17 protein-coding genes are annotated in these 18,153 nt (G+C 70.7%); 8 read left to right on the top strand and 9 right to left on the bottom strand.

Annotation, left to right across the window (positions count from 1 at the left end):
- Positions 1-94 precede the first annotated feature (94 nt).
- The 4 genes from AC3WLZ_RS16670 to AC3WLZ_RS16655 all read left to right on the top strand — a co-directional run bounded on the left by AC3WLZ_RS16670 (position 95) and on the right by AC3WLZ_RS16655 (position 3,020).
- A complete protein-coding gene (locus tag AC3WLZ_RS16670) occupies positions 95-247 on the top strand; it encodes a hypothetical protein (protein WP_412926037.1) in 153 nt (50 codons plus the stop codon).
- Positions 248-445: 198 nt separating this feature from the next.
- Positions 446-1,075, top strand: a complete 630-nt coding sequence (locus tag AC3WLZ_RS16665) for a nucleotidyltransferase domain-containing protein (RefSeq protein WP_492470833.1) — start codon at positions 446-448, stop codon at positions 1,073-1,075.
- 56 nt (positions 1,076-1,131) lie between these two features.
- On the top strand, positions 1,132-1,482 hold the full coding sequence (locus AC3WLZ_RS16660; protein WP_412926035.1) for a hypothetical protein: 351 nt from the start codon (positions 1,132-1,134) through the stop codon (positions 1,480-1,482).
- A 50-nt stretch (positions 1,483-1,532) separates the two neighbouring features.
- Positions 1,533-3,020, top strand: coding sequence for an SDR family NAD(P)-dependent oxidoreductase (locus AC3WLZ_RS16655; RefSeq protein WP_412926034.1), 1,488 nt, complete (start codon positions 1,533-1,535; stop codon positions 3,018-3,020).
- A 32-nt stretch (positions 3,021-3,052) separates the two neighbouring features.
- Here AC3WLZ_RS16655 and AC3WLZ_RS16650 read toward each other — a convergent pair whose 3' ends face one another.
- From AC3WLZ_RS16650 to AC3WLZ_RS16630, 5 genes are all read right to left on the bottom strand, one after another.
- Positions 3,053-3,403 (bottom strand): hypothetical protein, encoded by a 351-nt coding sequence (locus AC3WLZ_RS16650; protein ID WP_412926033.1) that lies wholly within the window; start codon positions 3,401-3,403, stop codon positions 3,053-3,055.
- Positions 3,404-3,522: 119 nt separating this feature from the next.
- Positions 3,523-3,930: an NUDIX hydrolase gene (locus AC3WLZ_RS16645; protein ID WP_412926032.1), complete on the bottom strand. Its 408-nt coding sequence runs from the start codon at positions 3,928-3,930 to the stop codon at positions 3,523-3,525.
- 89 nt (positions 3,931-4,019) lie between these two features.
- On the bottom strand, positions 4,020-5,345 hold the full coding sequence (locus AC3WLZ_RS16640; RefSeq protein WP_492470832.1) for an FtsX-like permease family protein: 1,326 nt from the start codon (positions 5,343-5,345) through the stop codon (positions 4,020-4,022).
- Positions 5,342-6,097: an ABC transporter ATP-binding protein gene (locus tag AC3WLZ_RS16635; protein ID WP_492470831.1), complete on the bottom strand. Its 756-nt coding sequence runs from the start codon at positions 6,095-6,097 to the stop codon at positions 5,342-5,344. Before AC3WLZ_RS16635 ends, AC3WLZ_RS16640 begins: the two co-directional genes overlap by 4 nt.
- Positions 6,098-6,211: 114 nt before the next feature.
- Positions 6,212-6,706 carry a MarR family winged helix-turn-helix transcriptional regulator gene (locus AC3WLZ_RS16630; protein WP_412926029.1) on the bottom strand — a complete coding sequence of 165 codons (495 nt, stop codon included), beginning with the start codon at positions 6,704-6,706 and terminating at the stop codon, positions 6,212-6,214.
- An 82-nt stretch (positions 6,707-6,788) separates the two neighbouring features.
- Here AC3WLZ_RS16630 and AC3WLZ_RS16625 point away from each other — a divergent pair, with 82 nt between their 5' ends.
- The gene (locus AC3WLZ_RS16625; RefSeq protein ID WP_492470830.1) at positions 6,789-8,912 is read left to right on the top strand and encodes an MMPL family transporter; all 2,124 of its coding nucleotides are present in this window, start codon (positions 6,789-6,791) and stop codon (positions 8,910-8,912) included.
- Between the two features lie 51 nt (positions 8,913-8,963).
- On the opposite strand, the gene ppsA is transcribed toward AC3WLZ_RS16625, so the two are convergent.
- The gene (gene ppsA / locus AC3WLZ_RS16620) at positions 8,964-11,381 is read right to left on the bottom strand and encodes a phosphoenolpyruvate synthase (protein ID WP_492470829.1); all 2,418 of its coding nucleotides are present in this window, start codon (positions 11,379-11,381) and stop codon (positions 8,964-8,966) included.
- Positions 11,378-12,247, bottom strand: a complete 870-nt coding sequence (locus tag AC3WLZ_RS16615) for a pyruvate, water dikinase regulatory protein (protein WP_492470828.1) — start codon at positions 12,245-12,247, stop codon at positions 11,378-11,380. Before AC3WLZ_RS16615 ends, ppsA begins: the two co-directional genes overlap by 4 nt.
- A 192-nt stretch (positions 12,248-12,439) precedes the next feature.
- Between AC3WLZ_RS16615 and AC3WLZ_RS16610 the strand changes: the two genes are divergently transcribed.
- The gene (locus AC3WLZ_RS16610) at positions 12,440-12,766 is read left to right on the top strand and encodes an LPXTG cell wall anchor domain-containing protein (protein WP_492470827.1); all 327 of its coding nucleotides are present in this window, start codon (positions 12,440-12,442) and stop codon (positions 12,764-12,766) included.
- A 33-nt stretch (positions 12,767-12,799) separates the two neighbouring features.
- Here the strand turns inward: AC3WLZ_RS16610 and AC3WLZ_RS16605 are convergent, their stop codons facing one another.
- Together AC3WLZ_RS16605 and AC3WLZ_RS16600 are read right to left on the bottom strand one after the other, a co-directional pair.
- A complete protein-coding gene (locus AC3WLZ_RS16605) occupies positions 12,800-13,819 on the bottom strand; it encodes a serine/threonine-protein kinase (protein WP_492470826.1) in 1,020 nt (339 codons plus the stop codon).
- A gap of 234 nt (positions 13,820-14,053) precedes the next feature.
- A complete protein-coding gene (locus AC3WLZ_RS16600; RefSeq protein ID WP_412926186.1) occupies positions 14,054-14,704 on the bottom strand; it encodes a type 1 periplasmic-binding domain-containing protein in 651 nt (216 codons plus the stop codon).
- Positions 14,705-14,830: 126 nt separating this feature from the next.
- Between AC3WLZ_RS16600 and AC3WLZ_RS16595 the strand changes: the two genes are divergently transcribed.
- Positions 14,831-16,045, top strand: a complete 1,215-nt coding sequence (locus AC3WLZ_RS16595) for a HupE/UreJ family protein (RefSeq protein WP_492470825.1) — start codon at positions 14,831-14,833, stop codon at positions 16,043-16,045.
- Positions 16,046-16,161: 116 nt separating this feature from the next.
- Complete coding sequence (locus AC3WLZ_RS16590; RefSeq protein ID WP_492470824.1) at positions 16,162-18,150, top strand: purple acid phosphatase family protein; 1,989 nt, start codon at positions 16,162-16,164, stop codon at positions 18,148-18,150.
- Positions 18,151-18,153: the final 3 nt, after the last annotated feature.

Raw genomic sequence — 18,153 nt, 5'->3', positions numbered from 1 at the left:
GACAGGCCGATCCGCCCGGATCGCCCTGTCCCGGAGCGATCCCCGTCGCGGGCCGGGGGTGGTGGGTGTGCGGGGCCGCAGCTAGAGTCGCCGGATGATGGGACTGCACGCGATCATCCTTCTTCTGGTCTGGGCGGTGGGCCTCGCGGTCGCGATCGGGGCGATCTACCTCGCGGTGCGGCTGGCCGTGACGCACGCGCTGAAGTCGCACACGCGCTGGGTCGACAACGGCAAACCTGCCCGGTGAGGACGTCCGCCGCAGGCGCCTGACCTCGTATCCCGAGCTCGGCCCCGCTGGAGTGATCCACGGGCCCGGTTTCCACCCACGGGGACCCGGGAGGGGAAGATCGCCCCCATACACGGAAGATCGACCCGATTCACGCGCAATCGTCCCCCACCGCGCACGATCGTCCCCAAATGCGGACAAATGTGTCAATATGGACACATGAACCTCTCCGAACCTCTCGAGGGCCTCGTGCCCCCGGTGGAGGCGGCAGTGCTCCGGGTTCTCAGTCGGACGGATGCCGGGATGTCCGGCCGGCAGGTGCACGCGGTCGCGGGAGTCGGGTCGACGTCCGGCGTTCACCGGGCGCTCACGCGTCTGGCGCGGACGGGCCTCGTGCGTGTCGAATCGCGACCCCCGGCGCTCATCTATCGACCGAACCGCGCGCACGTCCTCTGGACGGCGGTCGAGCGTGGGCTGAACGCTCGCGATGACGCGATCGACAAGATTCGTCTGTTCTTCGTCGACGAGATACCCGAGGAGGTCCCGGCCGACTCGCGCGTCACCGCCACCCTCTACGGCTCGGTCGCGCGCCGAACGTCGACCTCCGAGTCGGACGTTGACGTACTCGTGGTCTTCCCCGACCGGTTCGACATCGACGCGCGCGCGGAGCTGCTCCTCGCACTCGCCGAGCGGATCGAGGAGCTCACGGGGAACGCTGCTCAGGTCAACGCCATGGACCGGCGCGAGCTCGTCGGTCGTGCGGCTGAGGGCGACCCCTTCCTGGCGAACGTTCTCCGTGACGGCATCCACCTCTTCGGCCCGCACCTCGACACGTGGTCAGCAGCATGAGCCCGCGGATGAGTCCACGTCGACACTCAATGGACGCAGCTGCGGTCCTTGTCCGCATGAACGATGCCCGCACTCGTCTGGATTCGGCGGAGCTGCAACTCGCCGGAAACAGCCCGCACGAGTGGAAACACGCGGCAGAGGTCGCGGTCAGCGCGGGGATTTCTGCGAGTGACGCCATTTGCGGGCACGTCCTCGGCTACAAGATCGCGGCAGACTCCCACCGTGACGCGGTGACGGCGCTGCGGGAGGCCTCGTCGTCAGCGGTCGCCAAGCACCTCGAAGTCCTCGTCGCGGCGAAATCCACGCAGTCCTACGGAGATCGGCTCCCGACCCGTTCTGATGCGGAACGGTTGGTTCTGCACGCGCGGCGCCTGGTCGAGGCGGCGACGACCATCCTGCGTTCCTGACGAGCGCACGGGCCGTGCGGCCTCCCAGCCGCACCTCGGTACACTCTCCCGTGCCCGAAACACTCCCGACACCCGATCGCGAGGCCGGCCGCGTGGCATCCATCGATCCTCACGAGCTCGAGATCGCGCTGCGCGTGCTCGACGCCGCCGCCGGTCTCGACCCCGAAGATCCGGCTTACATCGCGCTGCGTCGCCAGACCGGAAAGCTCTACAAGGACGTCAAGCGGCAGTCCCGCAAGGAGAAGCGGCAGCGCGTCGCCGACGCCGACAAGGCCGTCGTCGCCGCGACCGCGACCGGCGCGCCCGACCGGATCGACGACGAGACGCGCGGCATCCCCCTCGCGACCCGCGTCGAGACCCCGTACGCGGGCGAGCTCCTCAAGGCCCGCAATTGCTACATCTGCAAAGAGCTGTACACGCTCGTCGACGCGTTCTACCACCAGCTGTGCCCCGACTGCGCGGCGATGAGCCACGCCAAGCGCGACGCCCGCACCGACCTCACCGGCAAGCGCGCGCTGCTCACCGGCGGTCGCGCGAAGATCGGCATGTACATCGCGCTGCGTCTGCTCCGCGACGGCGCGCACACCACCATCACGACGCGCTTCCCGCGCGACGCCGTGCGGCGGTTCTCGTCGCTGCCCGACAGTGCCGACTGGCTGCACCGGCTGAAGATCGTCGGCATCGACCTGCGCGACCCCGCCCAGGTGATCGGACTCGCCGAGTCGGTGGCATCCGCGGGTCCGCTCGACATCCTCATCAACAACGCCGCGCAGACCGTGCGGCGCTCGCCGGGCGCGTACAAACCCCTGGTGGATGCCGAGCTCGCACCGCTCCCGGACGGACCGCTGCCCGAACTGCTCACGTTCGGCCACACCAACGACGCCCACCCGCTCGCGCTCGCGCAGTCGGTGTCAGCGCATCCGATCCTCGCTTCGGCCGCGCGGACGGCCGAGGAACTCACGGCCGAGGCGATGGCCGCCGGATCGTCGTCGCTCGAGCGACTCGCCGCCGGGACCGCGATCGACGCGGGCGGCCTCGTCCCCGACGAGGACCGCATCAACAGCTGGACGCAGCACGTTGACCAGGTCGAGCCCCTCGAGATGCTCGAGGTGCAGCTGGCCAACATGACGGCGCCGTTCCTGCTCGTCAGTCGACTGCGTCCCGCGATGGCGGCCTCGACGGCGCGGCGCAAGTACATCGTCAACGTCTCGGCGATGGAGGGCGTGTTCGGCCGCGGGTACAAGGGCCCCGGCCACCCGCACACGAACATGGCCAAGGCCGCGCTGAACATGCTGACGCGCACGAGCGCCCGCGAGATGTTCGAGAGCGACGGCATCCTGATGACCGCAGTGGACACCGGCTGGATCACCGACGAACGCCCGCACTACACGAAGGTGCGCCTGGCGGAGGAGGGCTTCCACGCTCCGCTCGACCTCGTCGACGGTGCCGCGCGCGTCTACGACCCGATCGTGCGCGGCGAGGGCGGCGAAGACCTCTTCGGCATCTTCCTGAAGGACTACCGCAAGGGCTCGTGGTGACGCGGCGCCCCGGGTGTGACGTCGGGGCGGGTTCAGCGCGCGGGGCGCAATCGCTCGGGGTCGACCGGAAACTCGACGTCGTAGTACAGCTGGGGGGCGCCGACGGCGCCGAAGTCGTCCTTCTTGACCCGGATGCCACCGACCGACACCTCCGCGATCCGCACCCGCAGCCAGGAACCCTCGTCGAGGCGGAGGTCGAAGAGGTCCGCGAGGTACGAGATGCCGAGCGCGTCGAGGGTCTCCTCGGCAGTCAACCAGTCGACCGGGTCGGTCCGGCGATGCCCGAGCAGGTCGATCGCGACGAAGTCCTCGCCCTCGGGCTCGATCCAGCCGAGCAGTTCGCCATCGCCCGCGCGGCGGTGTTCTATCCAGTCCTCGCGCACCAGGTCAGCGTACGCGGACACCGGGTGCCGGCGCGCACCCGGTGCGTGGAGTGTCCAAGACGCGCGGACGTGGTCGCCGCCGTGACATCCGCGTGTCTTGGGCACCGAACATGGCGGCGTCAGGCCGGCAGGAAGTACTCCCGCGCGAGCGGGGCGATCTCGATCCCGGATGCCGTCGCGCCCGTGACCCAGCGGAGCTCGGCGATCTCGGCATCCGGTGCGGGCTGCTGGTCGCCGATGTCGACCCGGAACACATCGGCGACCACCGCGAAGCCGGGCTCGTTCGCCGCCGTGGCCGTGAAGGACCCGAGCGGCTCGAAGGCGTCGGGGTCGACCCGAAGCCCCACCTCCTCGGCGAGCTCGCGCGCGAGGGTCTCGGCCGGCGTCTCGCCCGGTTCCGGCTTGCCGCCGGGCTGCATGAACGCGGTCGTGCCCGCCTTGCGGACCAGCAGCAGACGACCGCCCGCGTCGGTGATGACCGCCGCCGAGACGTGGATGAGGCGCGGGGTCGTGGCATCCGGAGTCACCCCCGCACGGTAGCACCGGCGCGTTTCTCGCCCGTGTCGTGGCGTCCAACCGCGTCCTGGGCGCTCACGCCTGGACCCGAGCGCGGATGTCAGAGCGTGCCGCGACGGATGCCGGTCACGATCGGCCGCGTCGACGCCAGGGCCCCGGCGACCAGGACGAATCCGGCGACGAAGGTCGCGGCGACGGTCGCGACCGACAGGGGCGCGACGACCAGGCTCAGGCCCACGATGGGGAACGACAGCACGGCGCCGACGGCCGCCCCGCCCACCGCGGCCCATCGCAGCGGGACCATGACCGTCAGTCGACGGGCGCGTCGCAGTTCGGCATCCGGGATACCGAGCCGGTCGAGCCCCACGATAAGCTCGCGGTCCTCGAGGGCTGCGGAGGCCTGCGTGACTCCCACCGCGCAGGCGAGGAGCACGAACGCGATCGCGAGGGTGACGAGCACGCCGGTGCGGATGTCGAGGAGCAGCGTGGGGCCGTCGCCGGACACGCCGGCGATCGCCAGGCCGCACCCGGCCACCACGGCGATGAACGACACCAGCGCCATGCCCGACACCCGCCGCCACGCGGGTCCGGCGTGCGCGGCGAGCTCGCGGCCGGCGATGAGACGCGCGGCCGTCCGTGCACTCCGTGCCATCGCGCGCCCTCGTGCGGCCATGATCGGCGCACCCACGACGTTGAGCAGTGCCAGACCGCCCGCCAACAGGACGAGTAGCGCGGTGGTCACCATGGCGGGGCCGAACACGTCGCCCACCAGGCCGACGTTCGCCACGGCGATCGCGACGACCGCGATCAGGATGCCGCCCGTCACGAGGAGCCACCGGCGCTTCGGCGGCGTCGCGCTGCGCGTGCGGACTCCGAGCGGAGTGATCGTGACCCGGCGGAGCCCCGCGGCGGCGCTGACGGCCGCGACGACCACGACACCGGCGACCACCGCCGCGGTCAGGAGCGGGTCGGCGGCGACGGCTCCGACGCCGACGGGGCCGCCGAAGAACGGCAGCATGCCGACGGCCGGGAGCGCGGCGGCGTAGAGCACGATGCCCGCGAGGGCTCCCGCGGCGGCGGTCGCGGTCGCCTCGATCACCGTGAGCGCCCAGATCTCGCGCGTGCTGGCGCCGAGGAGGCGGAGCGTCGCGAGGCGGTCGTTACGGCGCCGACTCGACAATCGCGCGGCGGCGGCGCCGAGTGTGGCGAGCGGCACGGCGAGGAGAAGGAGGGCCAGCACGGCGAGCGTTCCGTACATGCCGTTCTCCGTCGCGCGGGCGTCGACGAGGAACATCCGCGCACCGCCGGCGACGACGAGGAGCAGAGCCGTCGTCACGGCGAACGCGACGATCGGCAGCACGATCGCCGCTCGGCCCTGTCGGCTCGGCCGCGACAGCATGCGGGTGAGGGGGAGGACGGCGCTCATCGCAGGGCCTCGTCGGCGGCGTGGGGCGCGGCAGCGGCGGCGGTGCCCGGCGCGGCCGCGGAGTCATCCACGATCCGTCCGTCGCGCAGCCGCACGATGCGGGAGCAGCGCCGGGCGACCTCGGCGTCGTGCGTGACCATCACGAGCGTGCGCCCCTGACCCGTCGTCGCGCCGAGGAGGGCCCGCAGCACCTCGGACGATGTCGCGGAATCGAGTGCCCCGGTCGGCTCGTCGGCGAACACCACCGGTGCGTCGGTGACCTGCGCGCGGGCGATGGCGACGCGCTGCGCCTGCCCGCCGGAGAGCTGACCTATGCGGCGCTGCTCGAGCCCGGCGAGTCCGAGCGTCGCGAGCCACGCGGCCGCGTGCCGCTCGGCATCCTGTCTCCGCTGGCCCTGGAGCAGCAGCGGAAGGGCGGCGTTCTCGACCGCGGTGAGCTCGGGCAGCAGCAGGTGCTCCTGGAAGACGAACCCCAGGGCGGTGCGGCGGACCCTCGCCCGCTCGCTCTCGTCGAGGCCCACGAGCTCGCGCGGTTCGGCGCCCGGCGCGCTCAGGACCACGGAGCCCGCGTCGGGCGCGAGGATCGCGGCGAGGCAGTGCAGCAGCGTCGTCTTGCCGGAACCGGAGGCGCCCATGACGGCGACCGATTCTCCGGCGTGGATGGTCAGTGAAACGTCGTCGAGCGCCCGGACGTCGCCGTAGCGCTTGATCAGGCCGGACGCGGCGAGGACGGCAGGGGTGGAAGTGGGCATGACTCCATCCCACCGAGGCTCGGCATCCCGGTCGTCCGTCCCCGGGTGTATCCGAGTACGTCGGAAGGACGATCTCGGCCGCGGCGAGGCCGATCCGCCCCCGTTCGGCCCGGCCTACCGGGGCCGCGCGGTGCCGTCGTCGGCCGGCTCCCCGTACGAGGTCACCACCCGCTCGAGGTACCGCGTGATGACGGCCTGCTCGTCGTCGTTGAAGTCGTCGAGCACGGCGTCCACCCCGGCGATCATCGGCGCGAGTCGGCTCATCGCGCGCTGCACCGACGCCTCGGTCGGCACCACGAGCAGGCTGCGGCGGTCGGTGGGGTGCGGTGCGCGGGTGACGTGGCCCAGCGCGACGAGCCGGTCGATCGCGGCGGTCGTCGCGGCGGTCGTCAGATCGAGGCGGCGCGAGAGCTCTCCGGGCGATAGCGGGCCCGACATCACGAGGTGCCCCATCGCGTCGAGGCCCGTCGGATTCACCGACAATTCGCGCTGCAGAGACTTCTCGAACTCTGCGCCGGCCGCGAACAGCGCGCGCACGAGCGCCGTCGCGGGTCTCACCGGGGGAACGCCCGCCGCGACAGGGGGAGTGGAAGATTCCGTCGCTTCCATGACTGGCATCCTACGTCCGGATTACGCTACCTTTCTCGTATCTCGATTTTCTAGATACTTCAAAACCTAGCGAAAGATGACGATGAACAGCTTCCTCCGCTTCCTCACCTCGGCCCGCACGTCGTGGATCGTGCTCGTCGTCGCCTTCGCGGGGGTTGCGGCGCTCTTCGTCCTCGGCTCGGGCGCCGATTCGGAGACGGCTCCGGGCTCGGGTCTCCCCGACTCCGCCGAGTCCGTGCAGGTGCAGAAGATCCTCGACACCTTCCCGGATGCCGACACGACCTCGGCCCTGCTCGTCTTCGAGTCCGACGACGGCGCGGCGCTCCCCGCCGACACCGTCGCCGCGATCCAGCAGAAGGCGTTCGGCGACCTCGTCGACCTCACGCCCGACGGCTTCATCCCGCCGGCGCAGGTGTCGGAGGACGGAACCGTCGCGCTGCTCGTCGTGCCGCTCACGCCCGAGACCGACGTCGCCGCCCAGGCCGACCGCGCCGCCGAGATCCGCACCCTCGCCGGCGACGGCCTCGACGGGGTGCGCACCTACCTCACCGGCCCCGAGGGTTTCGAGGTCGACATCGCCGCGGTGTTCGACGGCGCGGACTTCACGCTGCTGCTGACCACCGTGATCGTCGTCGCGATCCTGCTGCTCATCACCTACCGCAGCCCGTGGCTGTGGCTGGTTCCGCTCATCGTGATCGGAACGGCCGACGCCTCGGCCGGCATCGTGGCCCGCCGCGTCGCCGCGCTCGCCGGAGTGGAATTGGATGCCTCGGTCACCGGCATCCTGTCCGTGCTCGTGTTCGGTGCGGGAACGAACTACGCCCTGCTGCTGATCGCCCGCTACCGCGACGAGCTGCGTCTCGCCGAGGACCGACGCGAGGCCATGCGCCGCGCGGTCCGCGGGGCGGGACCGGCGATCATCGCCAGCGGTTCCACCGTGGCCCTGGCCCTCGCGACCCTCCTGCTGGGCGAGCTGTCCGGCAACCGCGCGCTCGGGCTGGCGTGCGCCGTGGGGGTCGTCGTCGCGATGGCCTTCGCCCTGCTCGTGCTGCCCGCCGCGCTCGTGCTCTTCGGTCGCTGGTTGTTCTGGCCCTATGTGCCGCGGTTCGGTTCGCCCGACGCGATCTCGCGCAGCCCGTGGGGCAAGCTCGGCCGCGCCGTCTCGAAGCGTCCGGTCGCGGTGGCTCTCACGGGCGCCGTCGTGCTCGGTGCGCTCGCGAGCGGGATGTTCTTCGTCCAGACGGGGCTGTCGCAGAACGACCGGTTCCTGCAGAAGCCCGACGCCGTGAAGGGGCAGGAGGTGCTCGCCGCGGCGTTCTCCGCGGGGGCGACGTCACCGGCTACCGTGATGGCCCCGGTGGCCGACGCCGCAGCGGTCGCGGACGTGGTGGGGAAGGTCGAGGGCGTGGACTCCGCGCGCATCGTCGAGGAGACCACCGACTGGACCCGCATCGACGTCACCCTCAATGCCTCGGCCGAGACACCGGAGGCCTTCGCGACGATCGAGCGTCTGCGCGCCGACGTCGACTCGATCGGTTCGGGTCAGACGCTCGTCGGCGGTCTCGACGCGCAGGCCCTCGACGTCGCGGGTGCCCAGGAGCGCGACCAGGCGCTGATCATCCCGCTCATCCTCGTGCTGGTGTTCATCGTGCTGGTGATCCTGCTGCGCGCGCTCCTCGCGCCCGTGCTGCTGCTGATCGCCGTCGTGGCGAGCTTCTTCTCGGCGGTCGGTGCGGCGTGGTGGCTGTTCCAGACGCCGCTGTTCGGCTTCCCCGCGATCGACACGAACGTGCTGCTGTTCAGCTTCCTGTTCCTCGTCGCCCTGGGCGTGGACTACAGCATCTTCCTCGTCACCCGCGCGCAGGAGGAGACGCGCACCCTCGGCACCACGAACGGCATGGTCCGCGCGCTCGCCGCCACCGGTGCGGTCATCACCAGTGCCGGCATCCTGTTGGCGGCGGTGTTCGCCGTGCTCGGGGTGCTGCCCCTCATCACGCTCACGCAGATCGGCGTCATCGTGTGCATCGGTGTGCTTATCGATACTCTTCTCGTGCGCACCGTCATCGTCCCCGCGATGGCCTTCATCGCCGGGGATAAGTTCTGGTGGCCGCGACGTCCGCCCGTCGCGGATGCCGAAGCCGCCCCCTCGACCGAGACCCAGGTCCCGCGCACTCGCGCCGAGCGCAAACGGACCCCCGTCTCCTGAGAACTCCGGGTCGGGGCGTGGCCCCCAAACCGCCCCGGCCCGGAGCCTCCCTCACAACCGCGACAGGTGCGCCTGCGCCAGGATCTCGGCCTTCGGCCGCTCGTTCGCCGCGAGCGCGAGCCAGGTCTCCACGACGGTGTCCGGGTTCAGTGACAGCGACTGGATGCCACGGGCCACGAGCCACTGCGCGAAGTCGGGGTGGTCGCTGGGTCCCTGCCCGCAGATGCCGACGTACTTCCCGTGACGCTGGCACGCGTCGATTGCCATCCCGAGCAGGTGCAAGACCGCCGGATCACGTTCGTCGAAGGCGGAGGCCATGAGCGCCGAGTCGCGGTCGAGGCCGAGGGTCAGCTGCGTCATGTCGTTCGAGCCGATCGAGAAGCCGTCGAAGTGCTCCAGGAACCGCTCGGCGAGGATCGCGTTGGCCGGCAGCTCGCACATCATCACGACGCGCAGGCCGTTCTGCCCCCGTCGCAGGCCGTTCGCGGCGAGAAGCTCGATGACGGCGGCCGCCTCGGCCACGGTCCGCACGAAGGGGACCATGATCTGCACGTTCGTCAGGCCCATGTCGTCGCGCACGCGCCGCAGTGCCTCGCACTCCATGTCGAAGCACGCGCGGAACTCCGGGGAGACGTACCGGGCGGCGCCGCGGTAGCCGAGCATCGGGTTCTCCTCGTGCGGTTCGTAGAGCGGACCGCCGAGGAGGTTGGCGTACTCGTTCGACTTGAAGTCCGACAGGCGCACGATCACGGGCTCCGGTGCGAAGGCCGCGGCGATCATCGACACGCCCTCGGCGACCCTCTGGATGAAGAACTCCTCCGGTGAGGGGTAAGCGGCGATACGGGCGCGGATGTCGTCGGCGAGGTCGCCCTCGAGCCGGTCGAGTTCGAGCAGCGCTCGCGGGTGGATGCCGATCTGCCGGTTGATGATGAACTCCAGGCGCGCGAGCCCCACCCCCGCGTGCGGCAGGCGCGAGAACGCGAACGCCTGGTCGGGCGTGCCGACGTTCATCATCATCTTGACGGGGGCGTCCGGCATCCGGTCGAGCTCGGTGACCTCCTCGGCGAAGGCCAGGATGCCGTCGTACACGACGCCGTCGTCGCCCTCGGCGCACGAGACCGTCACCTCCTGGCCGTCCTCCAGCGAGCGGGTGGCGACACCGGTTCCGACGACGGCGGGGATGCCGAGCTCGCGGGCGATGATCGCGGCGTGGCACGTGCGGCCGCCGCGGTCGGTGACGATGGCCGAGGCGCGCTTCATGATCGGCTCCCAGTCGGGGTCGGTCATGTCGGCGACGAGCACGTCGCCGGGAGCGAAGTCGGCCATCTGCTCGATCGAGCTCAACACCCGTACGCGTCCGGCGCCGATGCGCTGCCCGATCGCCCGGCCCTCGACGAGCACCGCGCTGCGCGCGGCGAGCACGAAGCGGCGGAGGACGTTCGCCGATCGGCGGGACACGACCGTCTCGGGCCTCGCTTGGAGCACGTAGAGGTGCCCATCGACCCCGTCCTTGCCCCACTCGATGTCCATCGGGCGGCCGTAGTGCGCCTCGATCACCAGCGCGATGCGGCCGAGCTCCTCGACCTCCGCGTCGGTGATCGAGAAGCGGCCGCGGGCCTCGGCATCCACCTCGACGAAGGCGGTGCTGCCGTCGACGTGCTGGCCGTCGGCGTAGCGCATCGCGATCGCCTTCTCGCCGACCGAGCGCTTGAGGATCGCGGGACGACCGGCGCGGAGGGCAGGCTTGTAGGTGTAGAACTCGTCGGGGTTCACGGCGCCCTGGACGACGGCTTCGCCGAGCCCGTACGAGCTCGTGAGGAACACCGCGTCGTCGAAGCCCGACTCGGTGTCGAGCGTGAACATGACGCCCGAGGCGCCGATGTCCGAGCGCACCATCCGCTGCACGCCGGCCGACAGGGCGACCTCGTGATGGTCGAAGCCGTGGTGGGCGCGGTACGCGATCGCCCGGTCGTTGTAGAGCGAGGCGAACACGCGACGGATCGCCTGCAGGATGTTCTCGATCCCGCCGATGTTCAGGAACGTCTCCTGCTGGCCCGCGAACGAGGCATCCGGGAGGTCTTCCGCGGTGGCGCTGGAGCGCACCGCCCAGGTGACCGCGTCCGGGTCGGCCTCGCCGTCCACGAGCGCTCCGTACGCGGTGCGGATGTCGGCCTCGAGGTCGGCCGGGAACGGCTGCTCCTCGATCCACGCGCGGACACGCGCGCCGAGCCCGCTCAACGCGGCCACGTCCTCCACGTCGACGGCCTGGACCGCCTCACGGATGCGCGCGTCGAGGCCGCCCTCGGCGAGGAAGCGGCGGAAGGCATCCGAGGTCGTCGCGAATCCCGGGGGGACACGGATGCCGGCGGATGCCAGGTGCGAGACCATCTCGCCGAGCGAGGCGTTCTTGCCGCCGACGTGGGCGAGGTCGCTCATGCCGATCTCGTCGAAACGCAGGATGGTGGTCATGGGGTGGGCCTTTCGTGGGGTCGGTCCCGCAGGTTCATGGACTGCAGGATCACGGCGGACATCTCCTCGACGCTCCGGGTCGCGGAGCTGAGGAACGGGATGTGGGTGCGGCGGTACAGGTCTTCGGCCCGGCGGATCTCGAGGGTGCACTGCGCGAGGCTCGCGTAGGTCGAGTGCGGCCGACGTTCGTGGCGCACCTGGCTCAGGCGCAGCGCGGTGGTGGTGAGGCCGAAGCAGCGGTCGGCGTGCGGCGCGACGATGCGCGGCAGGCCGTCGGTGGGGAAGTCATCGTCGGTCAGCGGGTAGTTCGCCACGAGCAGTCCGTAGTGCAGCGCGAGGTACATCGTGGTGGGGGTCTTCCCGCAGCGCGAGGGCGCGACGATGATCACGTCGGCGTTCGCCAGGTCGCGTCCGCTCTGACCGTCGTCGTGCTCGATGGCGAACTCGACGGCCCGCATGCGACGGAAGTACTGTTCGAGGTCGCCGAGACCGTGGTACTGGCCGGCACGCGTCTCGGCGGTTGCACCGAGCTCGGCCTCCAGTTCGGTCAGGTGACCGGCGAGGAGATCGATGACCACGGCGCCCGTCCCGACGAGACGGGATCGGATGCCGGCATCCTTGATCGTGGCGAAGACGATCGGTGCCTCGCCGTTCGCGGCGGCGCGCCGCAGGTCGCGTTCGAGGGCGTCGACGGCGTTCGCGCTCGCGACGAAGGGGATGGTCCGGCGCTCGAACTGCGCGCCGGGGAAGTTCGCGAGAAGGGCGTTGCCGAGGGTCTCGGCCGTGATGCCCGTGCTGTCCGACACGAAGAACACCGGTCGCGCGGCGGTCGCGAGCACGGCGGACGAGTCGAAAGGAAGCCCCATGCGAAGACGCTAGGGACCATTCGCCCGGGTTTGCTGACCAATATGACCGAAAGAACACGCAATCTTGCTTCTCCGGTAATGCCGTGGCCGCGGGCCCGACGTGCGACGGGCGTTCTTCGCCTCTCGTTCACTCGCCGCCGTCATGCCGGACACGTCCGACCGGCACAGTGGTCCGCCGAGAGGTGGTGAGAGATGTCACTGGTGTTGATGGTCGTGTGGGCTCTCGCGGCGACCGCCTCCCCGGCACCCGCGGAGTCCTCCCCGGGGTGGGCCGACAGCCAGATCATCGTGGTCGAGGTGCCGGAGAGTTCGCTCTCCACCCCCACGGCATCCCCCACGCCCTCGCCGTCGACGACGCGGACTCCGGCCGCCACGCCCGCGGTGGCCGATCCCGGCACCGGAGGCCACCTGCCCGCGACCGGGGTGGATGCCTCCGCCCTGGCGATCGCCTCCGCACTGGCTGTTGCGGCGCTCGGCGTGGGCGTCCTCGTCCGCCGCTCGCGCCGTCGCCGAGCGTGAGGCGCGGCGCCGGTCCCCGGGGCGTGAGGTCGGTCAGCGGTAGTGCGTGACCCACGCCCAGACGGCGGGGCGACGACGCCGTGCGGCGGTCTCCTGCGACTGGTGCACGGCCCTGAGGGCGGCGACCGGCTCCGCGTCGTGGGAGGGTTCCGCTGACGCATCCACCCCATCCGACGCCGCCGCCCCCGCCACCGAGGGCGCCGCGATGTCATCCTCGTGCAGCTCGGCCGCGAGCGCGGCGGCCTCGGCCGCGGTGGGACGGGCGCGAGGGTCCGGGTCGGTCATGGCGGTGAGGAGGACCTCCCACCCGTATCCGAAGCGGCCGGGGATCTCGGGGTCGTACGCCAGCGGGGCGAGGAGGAACTCCTGCACGGGGCCTCCGCTGAGGGGGCGTTCCCCCGTGAGTGCCTCCACCGCGAGCAGGCCGAGGGCGTAGATGTCGGACGCGGCGTCGGGCGCGTCGCCGCGAAGCCTCTCCGGAGGGAGGTAGGTCGATGCGCTCGGGCTCATCGCGGGGTCCGGGTGGGCGCCGAGCAGGCCGGTGACACCGAAATCGGTGAGGATCGCCCGGAAGGGTCGCCCCGCGTTCCGCAGCGGGCGGAGCAGCACTTTCGACGACGTGAGGTGCGGGTGGATGATGCCGAGCTCGTGGATGGAGGCGAGACCCTGGGCGGCATCCCGCAGGATCGCGGCGGCGAACCGCGCGGGCAGAGGACCGCGGTCGTCGAGGTGCTGTCGCAGGGTGGGGCCGTTGATGTACTCCATCACGAGGTACCCCTGGCCGTCTCCTGCGAGGTGCGCGTCGTACAGCGTCACGAGGGCAGGGTCGTCGAGCGCGGTGAGCACCCGCGCCCGCGCGAGCAGCTGGCGCGGATCCGCGGCACCCGCGGGGCCGACGTGGAAGGCCTTCACGGCGACGTCCCGCGCGAGGATGTCGTCGCGCGCGCGGAACACGTCTCCGTCGCGGTCGGCGCCGAGTCGCTCGATGAGTCGGTATCGCCGCGCGAAGACATCGCCGAGAAAGGGAGCGGGTGTCGTTCCGCGTTCGCGCATGTCGGGTCCTCCTCCCGGGGCGCCGCGGTGGCCTGTCGTCCCGGTGCCCCGACGCGCGAGTGCCGGAGGACTCCGCGCGCCGGGGACTTCTCACGCTACTGAGCGGATTTTCCTGGCGCTCGCGGATGACACGGAGCAATCCGCCGGTCCATAATGTTGGCCGCGCATTTCACGCGTCGCCGAGATCTGTCGCCTCACGGCCTCCGGAGTCGACGAGTTCTGGCGACTCGCGCCTCAATCGATCCAGAGGACGATGCCGCGCTGACCCGTCAGCACCGAGGTCACGCCCGCCCGGATGGCCGCGCCCGCGCGCTCGGGGGTGAACGATGAGGGGTCGTAGGCGGATGCCGTGCCCAGGCCTTCGCCGCGGTAGGCGGCACCGGTCCAGTCGGCCGCGGTGACGTTCTCGGTCGGCTCGGCGAGTTCGGCCCCGATGATGAGGAACTGCCGGTCGAGGTGGTTCGCCGTCACCGTCGCGAGCGGGTCGACCAGCGCGTCACCCGCGCTGATGATGAGGTCGGGGTTCATCCGCATCGCCTCGACCGCCCCGTCGATCATGTCGGCGTCGGCGTGCACGACGCGCAGATCGGCGTGCGTCTCGGCCGCCCAGTCCTCGACCGCGTCGACCAGGACCGCCGTCGGAGCATCGTCGCCCACCGTCAGGAGCACCACCCGGTAACCGGCCGGCGGGCGCACCCCCTCCCAGGATCCGGGTTCGGGCGCGTAGGTCGCCTCGGGCGCGAGCGGCGCCGTGGGGGCGAATCCCGCCGCCGGCGTCCCGAGCGGAGCCGGTGCCGCACGCATCTCGCTCCACCCGGATGCCGACGAGCACCCCGTCAGCATCATCACCGCCACGAGCGTCGCCACCGTCGTCCATCTGCGCATCACCGCTCCACCCTGCGGGACGCGGGTGGCGCGGGGGAAAACGCGAGGCACACGTTCCGTTTCCGTTCTCCCCACCGGGCACAGCCGTTCATACCCGCGGGGCACTGTCGTCGCGGAAAGGCCTTCATGTCTGCAGTGATTCGGCGCGCCGCGCGCGTCCTCCTCTTCGGCGCGGGGATCCTCGCGCTTCTCTTCTCGGCGACCCCCGCGTCGGCGCACGGCATGTCGTCGGTGGCGTACGCCGACCTCTCCAGCGGCGGGACGGGCGTCGTGCGCGCAGAGCTCCAGCTCGAGTACGACCTGCTGGTGGTGTCGGCCGCCGATGCGGCGCACGACGACCCGCTCTACCAGGCGGGGACGGCCGCGTTCGAGGCGGACGACGCGGCCCAGCAGGCCGCCGCGCTGGAGCAGTACCGCGACGACGTGTCGAGCTACGTCGCGCAGCGCTTCCGTGTCGACGCGGGCGGCGAGGAGTGCACACCCGCGCTCGCCGAGAACATCACGATGACGCGCCAGGACGGCGTCCCCTACGCCGTGCTCGCCTTCGACTACGCGTGCCCGCCGTCCGAGAACGGGCACGAGGTCGTCTCCACCCTGTTCCCGGACGACGAGGGCTTCGTCACCGACACGAAGACGATCCTCACCTACTCGCTCGACATCCACGAGGGGAGCACGGTCCTGGATGCCGAGCACCCGTCGTTCACCACGGCGCAGTCGACGCTCGAGCGTTTCTGGGAGTTCTTCCGGCTCGGCGCGGAGCACCTGCTCACCGGTATCGACCACATCCTGTTCCTGCTCGCCCTGATCGTCGGTTCGCGTCGGCTGCGCGAGGTCGTGATCGCGGCGACGACGTTCACCCTCGCGCACTCGGTGACGTTCATCCTCGCGGCGACGGGGGTCGTCGCCGCCCCCGCCGAGATCGTCGAACCGACGATCGCGCTCTCGATCGCCGTGGTCGGCGCCTGGTACCTCTGGCGGCTCTGGCGCGGAGGCAAGGTCGATCAGGACCTCTCGCACGCCCACGGATTCCTGCGTCTCGACCGCGCCGGCTGGTTGCGCGTCGGCGTCGTGTTCCTCTTCGGCCTCGTGCACGGGCTCGGCTTCGCCTCTGCTCTCGGCATCGACGAACCGTGGTCGTGGACGCTGCTGTGGTCGCTGCTCGTGTTCAACGTCGGCATCGAGGCGGTGCAGATCGCCATCATCGTGATCGTCTTCCCGCTGCTGGTGCTGTTGCGCCGTCGCGCTCCCCGCATCGGGATGTGGGCGAGCGGCCTCCTGGCGGTCATCGTCACGGTCGCCGGTCTCGTCTGGTTCGTGCAGCGCGTCCTCGGCATCGAGTGACGTTGCCCTGATCGATAGATGTGCTCGGTCAACCATTCACGCGATGGTCACCCGGCGGGCAGAGCGTGGAACGGCCCGCCCGACCGCGGGCCCCTCACCTAGAGAAATGGACAACCATGCTCCTCACAGCATCGACGTCGCACGGGGCGCGTACGCGTCGCCGTGTCTCGTGGATCGCAACGGCCGCCGTCGGCGCGTCGCTCGTGCTTTCGGGCGCTGCGACCGCTCCGGCAGCCCTGGCCGACACCACGGCCACCCTCTCCGGCATCATCCTCGGCGTCGGAGCCGACGAATCGCAGCGCAACGTCAGCTGGTACTCCTCGGCCGACACCGCTCAGACGGTTCAGGTCGCCCCGACCTCGACGCTGGTGAACGGCGAGTTCCCCGCCACGGCCACGACGTTCTCGGCATCCGGGACCGCCAACACCTCCACCACCGGCTTCAACCGCCACACCACGATCACGGGTCTCGCCGAGAACACGGCGTACTCGTACCGCGTGGGCTCGGACGGCAACTGGTCGTCGACGTACGCCTTCAAGACGCAGTCGTTCGAGGGCGACTACGACTTCCTGTTCTTCGGTGACCCGCAGATCGGTTCGTCGGGTGACATCCCCAAGGACCAGGCTGGATGGCAGGACACCGCCACGGTGGCCGTCAACGCCAACCCGAACGCGGAGCTGCTCGTCTCAGGTGGTGACCAGGTGGATTCCGCGAACCGGGAGGACCAGTGGAGTGCGTTCCTCGCCCCCGACGAGCTGCGCCAGTACCCCTGGGTGGCGACGATCGGTAACCACGACGTGGGCGGCACGGCGTACGAGCAGCACTTCTACACGCCGAACACCGACCGCTCTGCCGCGTACTACCGCAAGGGCGCCTCGAGCATCGGCGTCGAGTCCGGTGGCGACTACTGGTTCATCTACAAGGACACGCTGTTCATCGACCTGAACAGCAACAGCTACGCCACCTCGCAGGGCGGCGGCGGCGACGACGCGCACGTGGCGTACGTCACCGACGTCGTGAACAAGCACGGTGCCGAGGCCAAGTACACGGTGCTCGTCTACCACCACGCCATCTACTCCCCGGCCGACCACGCGAAGGACGGCGACAACAAGGTGCGTCGCGTCGACTTCCCGACGACGTTCTCGAAGCTCGGCGTCGACCTGGTGCTCCAGGGCCACGACCACAGCTACTCGCGCTCGTACGAGATCAAGAACGGCGCGAAGGCCAACGCCGACGAGCAGCCCGGCCAGGACGAGGTGTTCGAAGGACCCGGCGGTGTCGTCTACGTCACGGCGAACTCGGCATCCGGCTCGAAGTACTACGACATCACCGCGCCCGACAACAGCGGCACGAGCGGTGCGGGGAACGGCGCCGACCCGCTGAACCCGAGCAGCTACTGGTACAACTCGGTGCAGAACCAGGAGCACGTCCGCACGTACGTCAAGGTCCAGGTGAAGAAGGACCAGCTCGTCGTGCAGAACATCCGCTCCGGCGACTGCGCGGCGCCCAACGCGGCCGTCGAGCTCAACAAGGTCCTGTGGTGCGGTCCCGAGAACGGCACCAAGCCGGCCGAGCCTGTCGGCTCGATCCAGGACGAGGTCACCATCCACCCGAACCACGGTGACGGTCAGGACATCCAGGTCGACGTCCCCACGACGGCGCCGGGTGAGTTCGGCTGGACGATCAACGGCCACAACGGTCTCGTCGACCTCGGCACGGCGGAGGAGAAGAACCTCCAGTACTTCGAGGCCACCGGCCAGATCAACCCGATCACGGTGACCGACACCCGCGCCAGCAAGGCGGCCTGGTCGGTCTCGGCTTCGGTGAGCGACTTCGTCGACGGACAGAAGACGTTCGACGGCACCTACCTCGGCTGGACGCCGAAGGTCGTCACGCCGGGTGCCGGTGCGATCGCGGGCGAGTCCGTGGCCTCGGGCTACGACGGGGGCGAGGGTCTGTCGACCTCGCGCTCGCTGAGCTCGGCCGCCATGGGCCACGACCGTGGTGCCGGCGTCGTCGGTGCCGACCTCGACCTGAAGATCCCTAACTCGATCGACAAGGGTAGCTACCGCGCGACCCTGACCCTCACCGCGCTGGCCGGCTGACCA

Source organism: Microbacterium sp. FW305-3-2-15-F-LB2, from assembly GCF_058787255.1.
Note: the sequence above shows the minus strand (reverse complement) of the source record. Positions and strands in the feature narration are given on the sequence as shown.